General features: G+C 74.5%; 13 protein-coding genes. 5 read left to right on the forward strand and 8 right to left on the reverse strand.

Annotated elements, in window-relative coordinates; translation table 11 throughout:
• Nucleotides 1-75: 75 nt before the first annotated feature.
• Nucleotides 76-900, reverse strand: coding sequence for a GNAT family N-acetyltransferase (locus IAG43_RS30000; RefSeq protein ID WP_187743796.1), 825 nt, complete (start codon nt 898-900; stop codon nt 76-78).
• A gap of 259 nt (nt 901-1,159) precedes the next feature.
• Here IAG43_RS30000 and IAG43_RS30005 point away from each other — a divergent pair, with 259 nt between their 5' ends.
• Nucleotides 1,160-2,353: an IS30 family transposase gene (locus IAG43_RS30005; protein WP_223006038.1), complete on the forward strand. Its 1,194-nt coding sequence runs from the start codon at nt 1,160-1,162 to the stop codon at nt 2,351-2,353.
• Between the two features lie 4 nt (nt 2,354-2,357).
• Here the strand turns inward: IAG43_RS30005 and IAG43_RS30010 are convergent, their stop codons facing one another.
• Nucleotides 2,358-2,549, reverse strand: coding sequence for a GNAT family N-acetyltransferase (locus IAG43_RS30010; protein ID WP_187743797.1), 192 nt, complete (start codon nt 2,547-2,549; stop codon nt 2,358-2,360).
• 317 nt (nt 2,550-2,866) lie between these two features.
• Between IAG43_RS30010 and IAG43_RS30015 the strand changes: the two genes are divergently transcribed.
• From IAG43_RS30015 to IAG43_RS30025, 3 genes are read left to right on the forward strand one after another with little or no spacing between them, the layout of a single operon-like run.
• Nucleotides 2,867-3,838, forward strand: coding sequence for an ABC transporter ATP-binding protein (locus IAG43_RS30015; RefSeq protein ID WP_187743798.1), 972 nt, complete (start codon nt 2,867-2,869; stop codon nt 3,836-3,838).
• Nucleotides 3,835-4,698: an ABC transporter permease gene (locus IAG43_RS30020; protein ID WP_246574619.1), complete on the forward strand. Its 864-nt coding sequence runs from the start codon at nt 3,835-3,837 to the stop codon at nt 4,696-4,698. The genes IAG43_RS30015 and IAG43_RS30020 overlap by 4 nt, the downstream gene beginning before the upstream one ends.
• Nucleotides 4,699-4,703: 5 nt before the next feature.
• Complete coding sequence (locus IAG43_RS30025) at nt 4,704-5,504, forward strand: ABC transporter permease (protein ID WP_187743799.1); 801 nt, start codon at nt 4,704-4,706, stop codon at nt 5,502-5,504.
• A 97-nt stretch (nt 5,505-5,601) separates the two neighbouring features.
• On the opposite strand, the gene IAG43_RS30030 is transcribed toward IAG43_RS30025, so the two are convergent.
• The 6 genes from IAG43_RS30030 to IAG43_RS30055 all read right to left on the reverse strand — a co-directional run bounded on the left by IAG43_RS30030 (nt 5,602) and on the right by IAG43_RS30055 (nt 13,455).
• A complete protein-coding gene (locus IAG43_RS30030; protein ID WP_187743800.1) occupies nt 5,602-5,868 on the reverse strand; it encodes a GlsB/YeaQ/YmgE family stress response membrane protein in 267 nt (88 codons plus the stop codon).
• Nucleotides 5,869-5,968: 100 nt separating this feature from the next.
• Entirely contained in the window at nt 5,969-6,247 is a 279-nt protein-coding gene (locus IAG43_RS30035; RefSeq protein WP_187743801.1) for a twin-arginine translocase TatA/TatE family subunit, read from the reverse strand.
• Between the two features lie 291 nt (nt 6,248-6,538).
• Nucleotides 6,539-9,745 (reverse strand): SAV_2336 N-terminal domain-related protein, encoded by a 3,207-nt coding sequence (locus IAG43_RS30040; RefSeq protein ID WP_187743802.1) that lies wholly within the window; start codon nt 9,743-9,745, stop codon nt 6,539-6,541.
• The gene (locus tag IAG43_RS30045; protein WP_187743803.1) at nt 9,742-10,776 is read right to left on the reverse strand and encodes an AAA family ATPase; all 1,035 of its coding nucleotides are present in this window, start codon (nt 10,774-10,776) and stop codon (nt 9,742-9,744) included. The genes IAG43_RS30040 and IAG43_RS30045 overlap by 4 nt, the downstream gene beginning before the upstream one ends.
• A gap of 61 nt (nt 10,777-10,837) precedes the next feature.
• Nucleotides 10,838-13,051: a VMAP-C domain-containing protein gene (locus IAG43_RS30050; protein ID WP_187743804.1), complete on the reverse strand. Its 2,214-nt coding sequence runs from the start codon at nt 13,049-13,051 to the stop codon at nt 10,838-10,840.
• 2 nt (nt 13,052-13,053) lie between these two features.
• Entirely contained in the window at nt 13,054-13,455 is a 402-nt protein-coding gene (locus IAG43_RS30055) for a CU044_2847 family protein (RefSeq protein WP_187743805.1), read from the reverse strand.
• A gap of 243 nt (nt 13,456-13,698) precedes the next feature.
• Here IAG43_RS30055 and IAG43_RS30060 point away from each other — a divergent pair, with 243 nt between their 5' ends.
• Nucleotides 13,699-15,783, forward strand: a complete 2,085-nt coding sequence (locus IAG43_RS30060) for an ATP-binding protein (RefSeq protein ID WP_246574620.1) — start codon at nt 13,699-13,701, stop codon at nt 15,781-15,783.
• Nucleotides 15,784-15,790 lie beyond the last annotated feature (7 nt).

The raw sequence follows: 15,790 nt of genomic DNA on the forward strand, positions 1-15,790 counted from the left end.
ACCGGCGTGCGGCGCGCGGCGTGCGGCGACCGCGCCGTCCGGTCCGGCCTGCCGCAGGCCGGGCGGACCGGGCCGTCACCCGGGCCGGCGGTCCGCCGGGCGGTCCTCCAGGGTGTAACGGACCTCGGTGCGGGAGAGGGCGAATCCGGCCCGCTCGTACAGGCCGTGCACGGCGGACGGGCTCCCGGCGTCCACCTCCACGCCGGCACCGTCGTAACCGTCGTCCCGCACGGAACGCAGCGCGCGGCTGATCAGCGCGCTCGCGATGCCGCGCCCGCGGTGGGCGCGGAGGGTGCCGATCGTCATGACCTGCGCGTCGCGGACGCCCGCTGCCCGGGCGTCCGCGTCCCAGGAGAAGGTCAGCAGCACGCCGGCGGCCGCTCCGCTGCCCGTGTCGCGGGCCAGGAAGCTGTGGGCGGGACGGAAGGCGGGCCAGCCGAGCAGCGCACGCCACTGCTCCGACGGCATCGGAACCCCGGCCCACCGGTCGGCGTACGACTCGTTGCGCACGGCGAGGAACTCGGCGTCGTTGTCAGCGCCGTAGCCCTCGACGACGCAGCCCCCGGGCATCGGCACGTCCACGACGGCGTCGCCGAGGGGATGGCGCAGGTGCGAGTACCAGCGGACGGGCGTCATTCCGGCGCGGTCGTAGCAGGCGCGCGCGCCGTCGTTGAGCGCGTTGTTCTGGACGTCCACCGCCAGTTCCAGCCCGGGGTGGTGGTCCGCGTGCAGCACCCTCGCGGCGGCGATCCCGGCGGCCAGCAGCTCGGTGCCGAGGCCCTGGCGGCGGCGGTCCGGACGGACGCCGCCGCTGACGACGACCCGGTGCACGCCCTCGGCGAGCGGCTTGTGCGCGGCGGACGAGTAGCCGATCATGGCGTCGCCGTCGAAGACGCCCATGGTGCCCCGGCGGAGGGGCGGGTTCTATTGATCCCCGCAACACCCTGGAGTTCAGGGAGTTGCGGGGATCGTGGATTTCGAGGTGCTGAGGGCGAGGTTCTTCGAGGCGCTGGGCAAGGAGAACGGCAGCATCACTGCTGCGGCTCGTGCAGTGGGAGTGAACCGCAATACGGCGTTCGGATGGGCACGCCAGGCCGGAGTCCGTGGTCGTGGCAAGCCTCGCAGGCCCGGCCACCCCGGTCGGGCGGAGTACGAGCGGCTGCGTGCGGCGGGAGTCCGGCGCCGTGAGGCCGCCGGGCGGGCTGGTGTCCATGAGCGCACCGCTGAGGACTGGGACCGCGGTATCCGGCAGATCGGCCACTCGCGCCTGCACCCCGACGGGCGCCGCATCGACTACAAGACCGGTGTGACCACCATCGGCGCCACCTCTTCGGAGTTGTCCCTCGCAAGGGTCGAGGCCGAGCTGCACCCACGGTTCCTCACGGTCACCGAGCGGGAGGTGATCGCCGATCTGCGCCGTGAGGGCCGGTCGCTGCGCGCGATCGGACGGGCACTGGGCCGACCGGCCTCCACGGTCAAGCGCGAGATCGACGCCCGGTCGGTCGACGGCGTCTACCGGCCGCACCGGGCCCAGCGAGCATGGGCGAGGAGCCGGTCACGCGCCAAGGACTCCAAGCTCGCCCAGGACGGCCCGCTCCGCCGGTTCGTCGCGGACAAGCTGCAGGAACAGTGGTCACCCGAGCAGATCTGCCACGCTCTGCTCATCGAGTTCCCCGACGACGAGAGCATGCGGGTGAGTCCGGAGACGATCTACCAGGCGATCTATGTCCAGGCCCGTGGCGGACTGCGACGCGAGGTCGCACTCGCGCTGCGCACCGGTCGCACCCGGCGCAAGCCTCACCGCAGCCCGGAGCAGCGCACCCGCCGGTTCGTTGACGAGATGGTGATGATCTCCGAGCGGCCTGCCGGGGTGGAGGACCGGGCGGTTCCCGGCCACTGGGAAGGCGATCTGATCGTCGGCTCCCGCAGCGACAGCGCGATCATGACCCTGGTCGAGCGCTCCACCCGTTATGTCCTGCTCGGGCATCTGCCCGGCGGGCATACCGCCGAGGAGGTCCGCGATGTGCTGGTGCCCTTGATCCAGACCCTGCCCGGGCACCTGCGCGGCTCGCTGACCTGGGATCAGGGCTGCGAGATGGCCGCCCACAAGCAGTTCACCATTGCCACGGGAGTGCCGGTCTACTTCTGCGACCCGCACTCACCCTGGCAACGCGGCTCGAACGAGAACACGAACGGCCTGTTGCGGCAGTACTTCCCCAAAGGAACCGACCTGTCCGTGCACAGCGCCGAAGACCTCGAACACGTCGCCCAGCGACTCAACGGCCGGCCACGCAAAACGCTCGGCTGGAGAACCCCAGCCGAGCGCCTGCGTGATCTACTGACGCCCACGTAGACCGTCAGGTGTTGCGAGGACCCCAAGAATCCGCCAGGTCCAGCAGCGGGGCGTTGATCTGGTCGGCGGCATCCTCGGTGGAGTAGTACTCGCCGAAGACGTCCACCACCTCGATCGCGTTGAGCAGTTCGGCGAGGGCGGGGGCGTCCGCCGGGGTGATCGGACGGCGGACGAGACGGGCGCGGTCGACGGTCATGGGCCGACCACCTACGGGCTGTTCCGCGGCAGCCGGCGGGAACCCGCTCGCTGCCGCGGCGCCGTGCCGCCCCGCCCGAACTCCCGGCGTCCCGCCCGCCCATGCGCCGCGCGGGACCCCGGTCTTCCCGATGCCACGCCCGGAGCGGCCGCTGCCGCCACGCCCGCGGTGGTCGCCGCCACCCCCGCCCAGGCCGTCGCGACCCCGGTGAACGGCCCTGCACCGCACGGTAATTGATTGGACTGGACCAACGTGCCGTGTGCACACTCGCTGCTCGACCGCGCCCGACCGGGGCCGGCCCGGTCCGAGAGGCACACATGCCCGTCATCGAGGTGGCAGACCTCGTCAAGGAGTTCAGCCGACCCACACGGCAGGAGGGCGCGTTCGCGGGACTCCGCACGCTGCTGACGCGCGAGCAGACCGTCAAGCGGGCCGTCGACGGGGTGAGCTTCGAGGTCGGTCAGGGCGAGATGGTCGGCTATCTCGGCCCCAACGGGGCGGGGAAGTCCACCACCATCAAGATGCTCACCGGCATCCTCGTCCCCACCTCCGGCACGGTCACCGTCGCCGGCGCCACGCCGTGGCGCGACCGGTCCCGCAACGCCCGCCGGATAGGCGTGGTCTTCGGCCAGCGCAGCCAGCTCTGGTGGGACCTGCCGCTGCGCGACTCGCTCTGGCTGATCAGCCGCCTCTACGACGTGCCCGAGAAGCGGTTCCGCGAGAAGCAGCGGCAGTTCAGCGAGGTCCTCGGCCTCGGTCCCTTCCTCGACACGCCGGTCCGCCAGCTCTCCCTCGGCCAGCGGATGCGCGGCGACCTCGCCGCCGCGATGCTCTACGACCCCGACATCCTCTACCTCGACGAGCCGACCGTCGGGCTCGACGTCATCGCCAAGGAGCGGATACGCACCTTCGTCGGGGAACTGAACCGCGCATCGGGCACCACGGTCGTCCTGACCACCCACGACCTCGACGACGTCGAGGAGCTCTGCGACCGGATCATCCTCATCGACCACGGCAAGGTCGCCTACGACGGCGCGGTGGACGAGCTGAAGACCCGCTACGCCCCGCACCGCGAACTCGTCGTGCAGACCGACCGGCTGGAGAGCGTCGACGGCGCGGAGGTCGTCCGCCGGGAGGGCGGCAAGGTCTGGCTGCGCTTCGACCCCGCCCGCACACCGCCCGCCGATCTGGTGGCCGCGGTGCTCAGGGAGCACCGGGTGACCGATCTGTCGATCGTGGAACCCGAGCTGGAGAGCGTCATCCACCGGATCTACGCGGACCGCGGATGACCGCCCCGACGGCCCTCGCCACCGTGCCGCCCCCGCTCCCGCACCCGCCCCCGCCGCGGACCGGACCGCGGCTGCGGGCGCATCTCGCCTGCGCCCGCATGGAGTTCCGCAGCGCCCTCACCTACCGCACGTCCTACCTGTCGTCGTTCGTGATGATGCTCCTCCAGATCTGGCTGCTGACCGTGGTCTGGAAAGCCTTCTACGACGGCCGCGAGGAGGTGGACGGGCTCGGTCTCGCCACCATGACGGCGTACGCGACGCTGACGACGCTCCAGTACCAGCTCGTCAGCCCGTGGCGCTCCTCGCCCATCGACCAGCGGGTGCGGGAGGGCAAGGTCGCCGTGGATCTGCTGCGTCCCGTCGGCTTCCCCGGGCAGATGCTCGCCGGCCAGCTCGGCTGGGCCTCGGCCGCGGTCCCGGTCCTGGTGGTGGCGCTGCCGTTCGCGCTGCTGATCGGCGCCGGCCGGGCTCCCGCCTCGGTGGCCGCGGGCTTCGCCTACCCCGTGGCCCTGATCGGCGCGCTGCTCGTGAACCAGCTGCTCGGGCTGCTCCTCGGCATGGTCTCGTTCTGGACCCTGGAGGTCAGCGGCGCCCTCATGGCCTACCGCTTCGTCGCGCAGTTCTTCTCCGGCGCCCTGGTCCCGCTCTGGTTCATGCCCGGCCCGGTGAGAGCGGTCGCGGAGTGGCTGCCGTTCCAGGCCACCGCGTACACCCCGGCGGCCGTCTACCTGGGCCAGGTCGAGGGCGCGGGCATCGCGGCCGCCCTCGGGGTCCAGCTGCTGTGGGCCGCCGCGCTGGGCGCGCTGGCCGCCTTCGTCTGGTCGCGCGCCCGGCGACGTGTCCTGTCGCAGGGAGGGTGAGGCCGGTGCGGGGTCCGCGTGTCTATCTGCTGCTGGCCGGTGCGGCGTTCCGCGCCGAGTTCCAGTACCGGGGGAACCTGTTCGTCAACATCATCGGCGGCCTGTTCTACCAGGGCGTCGGACTGGCCTTCATCTGGGCGGTCCTGGACCGGTTCGGCCAGGTCGGCGGCTGGGGTCTCGGGGAGATCGCCTTCCTCTACGGGCTGCGGCTCACCGCCCACGGCCTGTGGCTGCTCCCCGGCCACCAGCTGATCCACGTCGACGAGGTCGTCGTGGAGGGCGAGTACGACCGCTACCTGGTGCGCCCCGTCCCGCCGCTGGTCCAGCTCCTCACCCGCCGGGTGCGGCTGAGCTCGCTGGGCGACCTCGCGGGCGGTGTCGTCCTGCTCTCCATCGCCTCGGCCCAGGCGCCGGTCGACTGGTCGCCGGGAGCCGTCTGCTTCCTGGTGCTGGCCGTGGTGGGCGGTGCGCTGGTCGAGGGTTCCCTGCAACTGGCCGCCTCCGCACTGGTGTTCAGGATGAAGCGGGTGTCGCCCCTGAAGTTCGCCATCGACATGATCTTCAGCGACTTCGGCAACTACCCCCTGAAGATCTTCGGTCCGGTGGCCGGCTTCGGGCTGACCTTCGTCTTCCCGCTGGCCTTCGTCGCGTATCTGCCGGCGACCGTGCTGATGGACCGCGAGGAGGAGCTCGCCGTGCCCCAGTGGCTCGCCTGGGGGGCTCCGGGCATCGGAGTGCTGCTGATGTACGCCGCGTTCCGCTTCTGGGAGCGGCAGTCCCGCCACTACGAGAGCAGCGGGCACTGACCCGGCGGGCTCCTCCGGGCCGGGCCCGGAGGAGCCCGCCGGGCGTTCGCCCGGCCGTCAGCCGCCGCCCGGCTGCCGCTGCCGTCGGTCGCTGCCGTCAGTCGCGGGAGTTGCCGAAGAGGATGCGGTAGGCGATCAGCAGGACCAGGGAGCCGCCGATGGCCGCACCCCAGGTGGCGAGGTCGAAGAACTGGTTCTGCACGGGCCGGTCGAAGAACTCGGCGGAGAGCCAGCCGCCGGTGAAGGCGCCGGCTATGCCGATGAGCGTGGTGCCGACGAGGCCGCCGGGGTCCCGCCCGGGCAGCAGGAACTTGGCGATGGCTCCGGCCAGGAGTCCGAGGACGATCCAGCTGATGATGCCCATGAGGTGACGCTGCTTTCCGGTTCGGTGGTGCGGACGACGGCGGTCCGGCGGTCTGTACGAAGAGGGACGTGCTGCGGGCCGGACGGGTTGCGGCGCCCGGTCAGATCCGTGGTGCGTCCGTGTCCGTCTCCGGCCGGACGGCGGGGCGGCCGAGCGCGTCGCCGGGGGCGGGGCGGACGGTGTGGCCGGACGACGGCTCGTGGAGGACCGGCGGGGTCGTCGTGGCGGACGGCGTCCGGTCGGACTTCATCGCTCTGGCCTCGCTCTTGAGGATGCGGGCGGACTTGCCCAGGGAGCGGGCGAGTTCGGGCAGCCTCTTGGCGCCGAGGACCAGGACGAGGACGATGAGGATGATGGCGAGTTCGCTGATGCCGAACATGGTGTACGCCTTCTCTCCGGGGCACTGGGCGACAGGTCAGGGTGGCCAGCGACGGCGGGCAGGGGCGCACGGGTCCGGCGGTGCGTGGGCCGAGCGTAAATCTACAGCACTGTAGAAGATGTGTGCAGGGCCTCCCGCCGCACAGGCCACGGCCCGCGTCCCACCCGGAACCGGCACGGACGTACGCATGTACCGACGTACGCATGCACCGACGCACGCACGCACGCACGCATGCACAGACGCGCGGACGCACGTGCGGGCCCGCGGCGCTTCCGGCGAGGCGGCAGCCGGTTACTCGTGCCCGGTGGTGAATCTGATCGGCATCCCGTTCGGATCGACCTGGAGCACGGCTCCGTCCGCCACCGATGCGCCCGAGGCGTCCGTGTGGCTTTTCAGGTCGATCCTGGCCGACCGTCCCAGGAAGACCTCGTCGGTGGCCACCAGGTCGATGAGATCCGCCGACATGATCAGGTGGATGTCGAGCCGGGGGCCGGCCGCGGCCACCTGGCGCAGCGCGGAGAACAGTTCGGGCGCCAGCCGGTGGACGCGGGGGAAGTCGTCCACCGCGACGACCAGGCGCGGCAGGCGCTCGGGCCCGCCGGCCCTGCGGTCGCGCGCCGTCCAGCTCTCCATGTCCCAGACGTACTCGCGGCGCCTTCTCTCCTGGTGCAGCCGTTCGCACAGCGACAGGACGTCGGGACCGCCGCCGCGCAGACCGAGGAAGAACGAGCCGGGGGTGCGCCGCGTGAACCGGTCGAAGCCGCTGCGGCGGTCGTAGTCGGCGAGGATGAACTCCACCCCGTCCCCCTCCTGCTGCGACAACTGTTCCAGCATCCGCAGCAGGAAGGCCCTGCGCACCTGGGCCGGCCCGCCCCGGCACAGCAGGTGGGGGCCGTCGCCCCCGACCGTCTCGCTGTGCAGGTCGAGCCGCACGGGGGCCAGTTCGGAGTCGAAGCCGAGGACGACCGAGAACGGGTGGGCCTCCCGGCTCGCCAGGGAGTCCAGGGCCCGGCGCAGCTGCCGTGCGGTGGGCCGGCGGTCGGGTTCGGCGAGCAGGCAGGCGCGGAGCGCGGCCAGGAACGCGGGCTCCAGCCACGCTTTCGCCGACTCCAGTGCGCCGTGCAGGTCTCCGTCGTGCTCCGGGCCGACCGCGGCCTCCACCAGGACGCAGCCCAGGGCGTAGACGTCGGCCTCCCGGGTCGGGGCCGCGGTGGCGTGGCCGAGTTCCGGGGCGCGGTAGCGGCTGCGCTGGCCGTGGAAGGACCACCGCCGGCTCGGCACGCCGTCCACCGAAGCGGTCGTCCACCCCGTGATCTGCACCTCCCGGCCGGCGATCAGCACCCTGCCCGCCGTCAGCGAGCCGTGGACCAGGCCCCGGTCGTGGGCTCGGGCCAGGCCGGCCGCGAGCTGGCGGGCGACGGCCAGCAGGCCGGCGTGGTGCAGCAGCCCGTGGCTCCTGGTGAAGTCCCGCAGATTGGGCGCGGGTTCCGCCGGCCCGTCCAGGGCGCACCGGACCGCGTGCCACGGCCGCTCATGGTCCGGGTCCCAGGCCATCAGCCGCGGCGCGCAGGTGCCGTCCATGCGCTGGAGGGCCTGCACTTCCCGTGCCATCAGCTCGTGCGCGTCGGGCTCGTCGTGGAACCGGCGGACGACGAGCAGGTTCTGCTCGCCGTCATGGGCGAGGAAGACGCCGCTGTCGCCCCAGGCGTACTCGGCGAAGACGTCGTAGGGCAGGGCCCACCGGCCCTCGAACCGCCGGTCGGAGACCGCCAGCAGCCTCCACCGCTCGCTGTCGAGGACCAGAGGGAGACCCGGCGGGAGTTTCCGCAGATCCTCGTCCGGCGGCGGCACCGGCGGCTCGGGTCCGGTGTCGTCCGGCGGCGAGACGCCCAGGCGGCGCATCAGGGTCTCGTCCACCCAGCCGAACGGACGCCGCGGACCCGGCGACAGGCGGTCCGCGCCCCCCGAGTGCGGGAGCCAGGCCGGGAAGCCCGCCGGTGATCCGCCGAGTTCGCTCAGACGGTCCGTCACTGCCCGTGCGGTGCGCACCAGTTCGGCGGGGGTCACGGTGCCGAGCAGGATCCGCCGGGTCTCCTCCGGGAAGTCGAAGGTCCGCTGGTGCGGGGGCCGCTCCGTCTCGTCGGCGCCGCGCATGAGACCGCCGAGGAAGACCTCGGCGAGGTGGGACGTGTCGACGGCCGGTGTCACGGCGTGCTGGACCAGCCGCATCACCGGCACCGGCAGCGGTGCCACGGCCGCCAGATGCGCGGCGAGCCGGTAGGCGTCCGGGGAGGCGGAATCCTGGAAGCGGAGCACGGCCCCTGCCGCGCCGGTGGTGGCCGCGCGGTCCACGGAGGCGGGGGGCGGGGCGGCCGGCCGCTCCACGGTGAGCAGGGGGAGCACGGCGGTGCCGCCGGGGGAGCCGATCAGCTGCGCCCAGGCGCCGACGACGTCCCCGTCGGTGGCGAGCACCGGGACGGGCACCCCGTCGAACGGGGCGAGTTCGGCGGGCAGCTGCGGATCCTCGACGTGCCACGACCGGTTGGCCGCGCCCCTGCGCCGCGTCGTCACCCGCCAGGGCCGGGCGTCGAGGCCCGTTCCCGCCCACAGGCGCCGGGGCAGCGCGTGCACCACCGCCGTCGGTCCGGTCGCCGCCGCGCGCCTCAGCTCCTCGTGCATCGAGCCGTTCCGCCAGGCGGCGCCGACCCCGTCGCTCACGACGAGCAGCAGGGTGTTGCCGGTGGGGTCGAGGACGGTGGACAGCGCGAGCGTGGCCGCCGAGGCACCGTAGGGGCGGCTGCGCAGCCGCGGTCCGGCGTGGCCGCGGGTGTCCAGACCGTGGACCCGTACGTGCCGGAAGGCGCCGCTGCGCTGCAGCAGCCCCCGGAGCTCCCCGGCGAGACGCTGCCACAGGAGCATCGAGACGCCGTCGTCGACGAGGACGGCCAGGTCGAGCCAGCGTGTCGTCGCCGGGCGCAGGACCGCCTCGGGGAGGCCGGTCTCCGCCATGGCCGTGACCGTCGCGTCGATGTCGAGTTCGGTGCGCAGAGCGTCGGGCCGCAGCTGCTTCAGGGGGCGCAGGGCGCGCCCCAGACGGAGTTCGGTGCCGCCGAGCGCCTTGGCGCCGGGGGCGCGTACGGCCATGGCGGCACGGTCGGCGGGTGCGGCGGTGTGCGATGGCGCGGGCGCCGCGTGCAGGCCCGTCTCCTTCCCGGACCGGACGCCGTCGTCCGGACCGCTCCGTGCCGCCGCCGTGTCGTCCTCGCCGGCGGCGGACGCGGCGGGGGCGCCGGCCGGGGGCGGCACGGCGCCGCCGACCGGGCCGGGGTCCGGGGCGGGCGGCGGTTCGGCGGCGGCGATGCGGGCGAGGGCCGTGGCCGCCGCCGGGGGCAGCCGCTCGGCCAGCCACAGGGCGTCGAGGAGCTCCTCGGTGTGCAGGAGCACGCCGTCCCCGGAAAGGGCCCTGCGGACCCTGCCGAGGTCGCCGTGCGCGGTCACAGCGTCCGGCCGAGCCGGTGCAGTACGGCGTCCAGCAGGCCGTCCGCGTCCAGCTCGACGCCGCCGCGGCGCAGGAAGACGGCGTTGAGGAGCTGGTCGGTCGCCAGCTCGCCCCGGGCCCTGCGGGCGAGGAAGGCGCGCATCAGGTCGTCGAACCCGTCCGTGCCGCCGCCCTCCGCGCCGTCCGGGTCGAGGTGGGCACGGACGATGGCCCGCAGCCTGGTCTCGTCCGGCTCCGGAAGGTCCAGCCGCACGCAGCGGCGCAGGAAGGCGGGCGGGAAGTCCCGTTCGCCGTTGCTGGTGATGACGACGACGGGGAACTCGGTGCACCGGACCTGCCCGCGGACGACGTCGGTCCGGGTGTCGGGGTCGGAGGTCATGACGCTCACCGAGGCGTGCTCCTCGGTCAGCCGCGCCAGTTCCGGGATCTCGAACTCGCCCTCCTCGAAGACGTTGAGCAGGTCGTTCGGCAGGTCCACGTCGCCCTTGTCGAGCTCGTCGACGAGGAGGACCCGCGGCGAGGCCGACGGCACGAGCGCGGTGCCGAGAGGGCCGAGGCGCACATAGGAGCCGATGCCTGGCTCCTCCTGCGGGGCGTCCTCGGGCCCGTGCGCGTCGCGGCGCCGGTTGGTCTCGCGGAGGCGGCCGATCGCGTCGTAGCGGTAGAGCGCGTCCTGCAGGGTGGTGCGGCTGTTGACCGGCCAGTGCAGGACACGGCCGAGGGACAGCTCGTGGGCCAGGGCGTGCGCCAGGGAGGACTTCCCCGTCCCGGGGTGTCCGGTGACCAGCAGCGGCCGGCGCAGGAGCAGCGCGGCGTTCACGACGTCGGCCTCCTGAGGGCCGATCAGGTACGGGCGGGTGCGCCGCGAGCGTGCCTCCTTGTCCCCGAACCGCCGCCACGGCGGCGCTTCGGGGAAGGTGACGCTGCGGGTCTCCCCGTCGCCTCGGAACAGCCGCCAGTCGCCGTCCCGCCCGGCGGGTTGCCCGGCGTCGGCCGCGTCGTCGTTCCGTCGGGGTGCTGGGGCCGTCATCGGGTGTCTGCTTCCTTGTCGGGGGTGTGCCGGGGACCGGGGCGCGGGCCGGGCGGCCCCGTCATGCGGGGTCCGCGAGGTGCAGCGGGGCGGGCAGCGGCAGTAGTTCGCCGTCGTGCCACACGAGGGCCGGCCGGGCCGGTGAGACGTCCGCGCCGGCGCCGTAGACGGAGGACCGGAACTCCTGGAGCCGCTGCGGGAGTTTGTCCAGCGGACCGGTGGGATCGAGGTGGTCGAGGCGCACGGCGTCGTCGTGGGACTCGGCCGCCCGGTCCCACAGGACGACGGGGACCCCCATGGCCAGGCAGACGGGCAGCAGCCGGCTGCGCTGCTGCGGCGGACCGTGCAGCACCACGCGTGCCGTGTCCTGGTGGGGGTTCTTCAGCAGCTCGTAGAGGTGCTGGATGTCGACGGTCGGATCGCCGACCACCAGGGTGTGCGGGGCGTCCGCGGCCCAGCGGCGCCGTACCTCCCCGTCGGCCCTGACGATGAACTCGGGGCAGCGCAGCGCCACCTGGTAGCGGCTGCCCAGGGCCAGGCTGAGTCCGCTGACGTCGGGCAGCACGTCCTGGAGCCCGACGAGGTCGGGGAGGACGTCCGCCAGTTCGTTGCCCGTCTCCCAGCCGTCCACCGGGGTCTCCAGGTGGGCCGGGCCGACGACGACGTCCACCTGGGACGGCTCCGGTTCGCCCGCCACCCGGCAGCCGTCCGCGGTGCGGCGTATCAGCCGGCCGATCTCCCCGGGAGGAAGGAAGTCCTTCGGCGCCGGGACGCCGACGCGCGTGCCGTCCTTGCGGCAGAGCCAGATCTCGCAGCGGAAGCGCCCGCCCTGCTCGCCGTCGCCCGCCGTCAGCCGGGTCACGATCCGGGTGACGGGCGACGGCCGGTGCGCGGCCCAGGCATCGGCGTCCGCACGCCGTTCGGCCAGGGCCGGAGGGCTGATCCCCAGCCGCCGCGCGACCCGGTCGCACCACGCCCGCAGGCCCGCGCGCCGCGCGGCGTCACCCGTGGCCGCGGCGGTGAACTCGGCGAGTCGCAGCAGGGCCGGGACGGGAATGGACCCGGCCGGGGCGAGCCCTCCGTCGGGGTAGTCCTCGAGGGCCAGGACGACCGCGTCCACGTCCTCTCCGGTGAGCCGGGAGGTGTGCGCGAGGGCCGTCGGGAGGGTCATGAACCGCAGCGCCTCGCGCGCGGCCCGCGCGATGAGACCGGGGTCGGCGACCACGCTCCCGCGCAGGGCCTGGCACAGTGCGCGGTGCTCGCCGAACGAGAGCAGCCGTACGCGCTCCTCGACGCGGCCGAGCGCCAGCAGATCGCTCAGCGCCCGCCGCAGCGGCGGGTCGTGCTCGACGGCGGGGGCCAGCGACTCGGAGAGGGTGGCCAGCGCGCGGTCCTCCGTCAGCAGGACCGCCGCGAGGTCGTCGAGGGCGGGCGCGGGGGTCCCGTCGGCCGGGGCCTCGCACTTCAGGGCGAGCGAGAGGGAACGGCAGTGGTCGGTCCGCCGGGCCGGGTCGTCCAGCAGGGTGCCCAGCACGGGCACCAGCGCGTGCAGGGACGCCTCGGAGGGGCCCGCGGCGCGGTCGGTCCGCACCACCCGGCACTCGTCCACGACGTCCGCCCGCCCCGCGCGGGCCAGCTCCTCCCGTACGGTCCGCCAGGGCACGGCCCAGCCGCGGCGCACGGTGTGCTGGGCCGTGAGCGCCGGGGCGCCGCTCATCACCTGGGCGACGACGAGCCCCGTGACGGTGGAGTCGGACACGAGCCGCAGCGGGCCGCCGCTGTACCCGGGACCGATCGCGGCGCCCGACAGGGCGCCGTCCAGGTAGCGGCAGCCCCCGTCCTCGGGCCCCGCCGTGGTGTCCGCGTAGGTGATGGCCGCACCTCCGCCGTGCCACGCGCGCAGCTCCATCCCCTCCGTCATGTCCCGCCAGACGACGGGCCGGGTCCACTCGGGTGCCTGCTCGTCCAGCTCCAGCACCGCGAGGTCGCCGTCCCAGACGGGGCTGCCCGGCCGTTTCTTGGGCGGCAGCCACAGGGACACCCGTGCGGTGCCCGTGGCGGCGGCGTCCACGCCCCGGAAGGAGACGGTGAAACGGCCGTCCCCGGGCTCCTGGTCGCTCATCGTGTCGCGGCCGAGGACGTCGTTGACCACGTGCGCGCAGGTGAGGACGCGGGACGGGGTCAGGAGCACCGCGGCGCCCGCGGCCGCGGCCTCGCCCGCGTAGAGCAGCGCGGTGTGGGAACCGGGCCCGGAACGGCGTACGAACCAGCCCATCCCTACGCCCCGCCGGGGGCCTGGTTCTGCCAGGTGGCGCTGACCGTCATGGTCGCCTGGCCGTTCACCCCGACGATCCCGAGCTTGAGGTCCTTGCCGATCTGGACACCGAACTCGACCGTCAGCTCCTGGGGCGGATGCGGTGTGGCGGTGACGGCCGCGTGGACCTCTTCGAGGAGCGGACCGAGCGGGCTGAGCGCGGACCTGAGGACGTCGTGCGCCACCTCCGCGGGACGCCGTCCCCTGGCAACGGGGGTGACGTCGCCGAATCCCTCCGGGAGGTCGGCCGCTGCCGCGTCGTCCGCGGGGGCGGCGGGGGAGGGGATCGTCGCTGGCTCACCCACGGCGGCGAGCTCCACGCGTAACGCGGCTCCGCCGAGGTCGAGTTCGAGGTATTCCGGCATGCCCCGCATTGTGCACGAAACTGCGCGCCGCCCGGGGCGGTTGGTGCAAGTCCGCGCGGATCACTCCCGGCAGGAACGATTCACCGGCGGTTCCCGCGCCCCCGCCGGCCGCGCCGCGCGGCCTCCCCGCGGGCCTTCCCGCGGGCCTTCCCGCGGTGCGCGTCCGTCGCGCGCCGCCCGTCCCGCCCGCGCCGTCCCCGGGGCGGGCGCCGCACCCGTGCGCCGATGCGGCACACTGCACAGGTGGTTCACAGGCAGTTACCCCCCGAGACGAACGCATTCGTGGGCCGCGCGGCCGAGTGCGAGGAACTGCTCCGCGCGCTGGCGGAGCACCGGCTGGTGACCGTCGCCGGGCCCGGCGGCGTCGGCAAGACGCGACTGGCCCGGCGCGCGGGCGCCCTCGTCGACGAGAAGGCCCACCGCGACGGCGTTCGCTGGGCCGACCTCGGGCATCTCCAGGGGGACAGGCTGCTGGTCGCCACCGTCTCCGACGCGGTGGACCTCTCGCACCACACGCCGCGGATGCCCGCCGACACCCTCTGCGCCTGGCTGGCCCGGCAGGAGACGCTGCTGGTGCTCGACTCCTGCGAGCACCTCGTCGCTCCGTGCGCCGCCCTGGTCGCCGATCTGCTCACCGCGTGCCCCGGACTGACCGTCCTCGTCACCAGCCGCCAGCCCCTCGGCCTGCCGGGCGAGCACGTGCTGGACCTCGCTCCCCTCCCGCCCGGCGGACCGGACGCCGCCGAGCTCTTCCGCCGGCGGACCGGGACCGCGCTCGGCACGGCGCTGCCGGACACCGCGGCCGCCGCGGTCGGCGCCGTCTGCCGGCGCCTGGAGGGCATCCCGCTCGCCATCGAACTCGCCGCCGCCCAGGTGCCCCGCTTCGGGGTGGACGGCGTACGCGACCGACTCGCCGCGCGCTTCGAGGTCCTGGAGAGCGACGACCCCGCCCGGCCCCTGCGGCACCGCACCCTGCGGACGGCCGTCGGCTGGAGCCACGAACTGTGCGAGCCGGCCGAACGGCTGCTGTGGGCACGGCTGTCCGTCTTCCGGGGGCCGTTCGACGCGGGAGCGGCGGCCGAGGTGTGCTCCGGCGGCCCGCTGGACACCGCCGCCGTCCCGGCGGTGCTCGCCGGCCTGGTCGCCAAGTCGGTCCTCCGCGGGGAGGGAGTCCGGCTGCGGATGCTCGACACCGTCCGCGAGTACGGCGCCATGTGGCTGGACGAACTCGGCGAGCGGCACGCCGTCGCCGACCGCCACGCGGCCCGCTGCCTCCGCCTGGCCCGCCGCGCCCACGCCCAGTGGCTCGGCCCCTCGCAGGCGGAGTGGTACGCGCGGATCGCCGCCGCGCACACGGATCTGTGCACCGCGCTGGACCATCTGCTGGCCACCGACCCCGAGCGGGCGCTGGAACTCGCCGGCACGGTGGGGTTCTTCTGGGCGTGCTGCGGCCATCTGCCCGAAACCCGCCACTTCGTGGAGACGGCCCTCGCCCGCAGCCCCGGTCCGGGACCCCACCGGGCCCGGGCGCTGTGGGCGCTCGGCGTCGCGCTGACCCTCCAGGGCGAGTACGGCCCCGCGCGCCTGCGCAGCGAGGAGTGCACCCGCGCGGCGCGCCTGGCGGGCGACCGGGAGGACCGGCTGGACGCCGCGTACCTCGCCGGCCTCCTGGCCCTGCTGACCGGCGAGCCCGAAACCGCCCGCCGCGAGGTGGACGCGGCCGTCGAGGCGGCCGGGACCGCCGGGGACGCGGCCGCCGGGACCGCCGGGGACGCGGCGCCGGGCGGGGACGCGGGGGCGGACACGGGCGCCCTGGTCCGCTGCCTGCTGGTGCGGGTCTTCGCGCTGACGGCGTCGGGCAGGCTGGACGAGGCGCGCGAGGAGGCGACGGGACTGCGGGAACGCTGCGCTGCGCTGGGCGAGTCCTGGACCCGCGCCTACCTCAACTACCAGCTGGCGCTGATCACGCTGCTGACCGGGGACCCCGGCGCCGCCGCCCGCCACGCACGGTCCATGCTCATCGGAAAGCGCGGCCTCGGGGACGGCTTCGGAGTCGCCCTCGGGCTCGACGTGCTGGCGGCAGCGCTGGCCGCGATGGGCGAGGGCCGGCACGCCGCGCTGGTCTCCGGGACGAGCGAGACGTACTGGCTGGCCGCCGGACACCCGCAGCGCGGCACGCCCGAACTCGCGCCGCTGCGCGAGGAGTGCGAGCGCCGGGCGCGCACGGAGGCGGGCGACGACGCCTACGACGCGGCGTTCGCCGAGGGCGCCGCCGGCGTGCCCTCGGCCGGGCTGGCGGCCGCCCTGCGGATGGCGTCCGCCGTGTAGCGCGCAT

This window comes from Streptomyces genisteinicus (genome assembly GCF_014489615.1).
Taxonomy (GTDB): Bacteria; Actinomycetota; Actinomycetes; order Streptomycetales; family Streptomycetaceae; genus Streptomyces; species Streptomyces genisteinicus.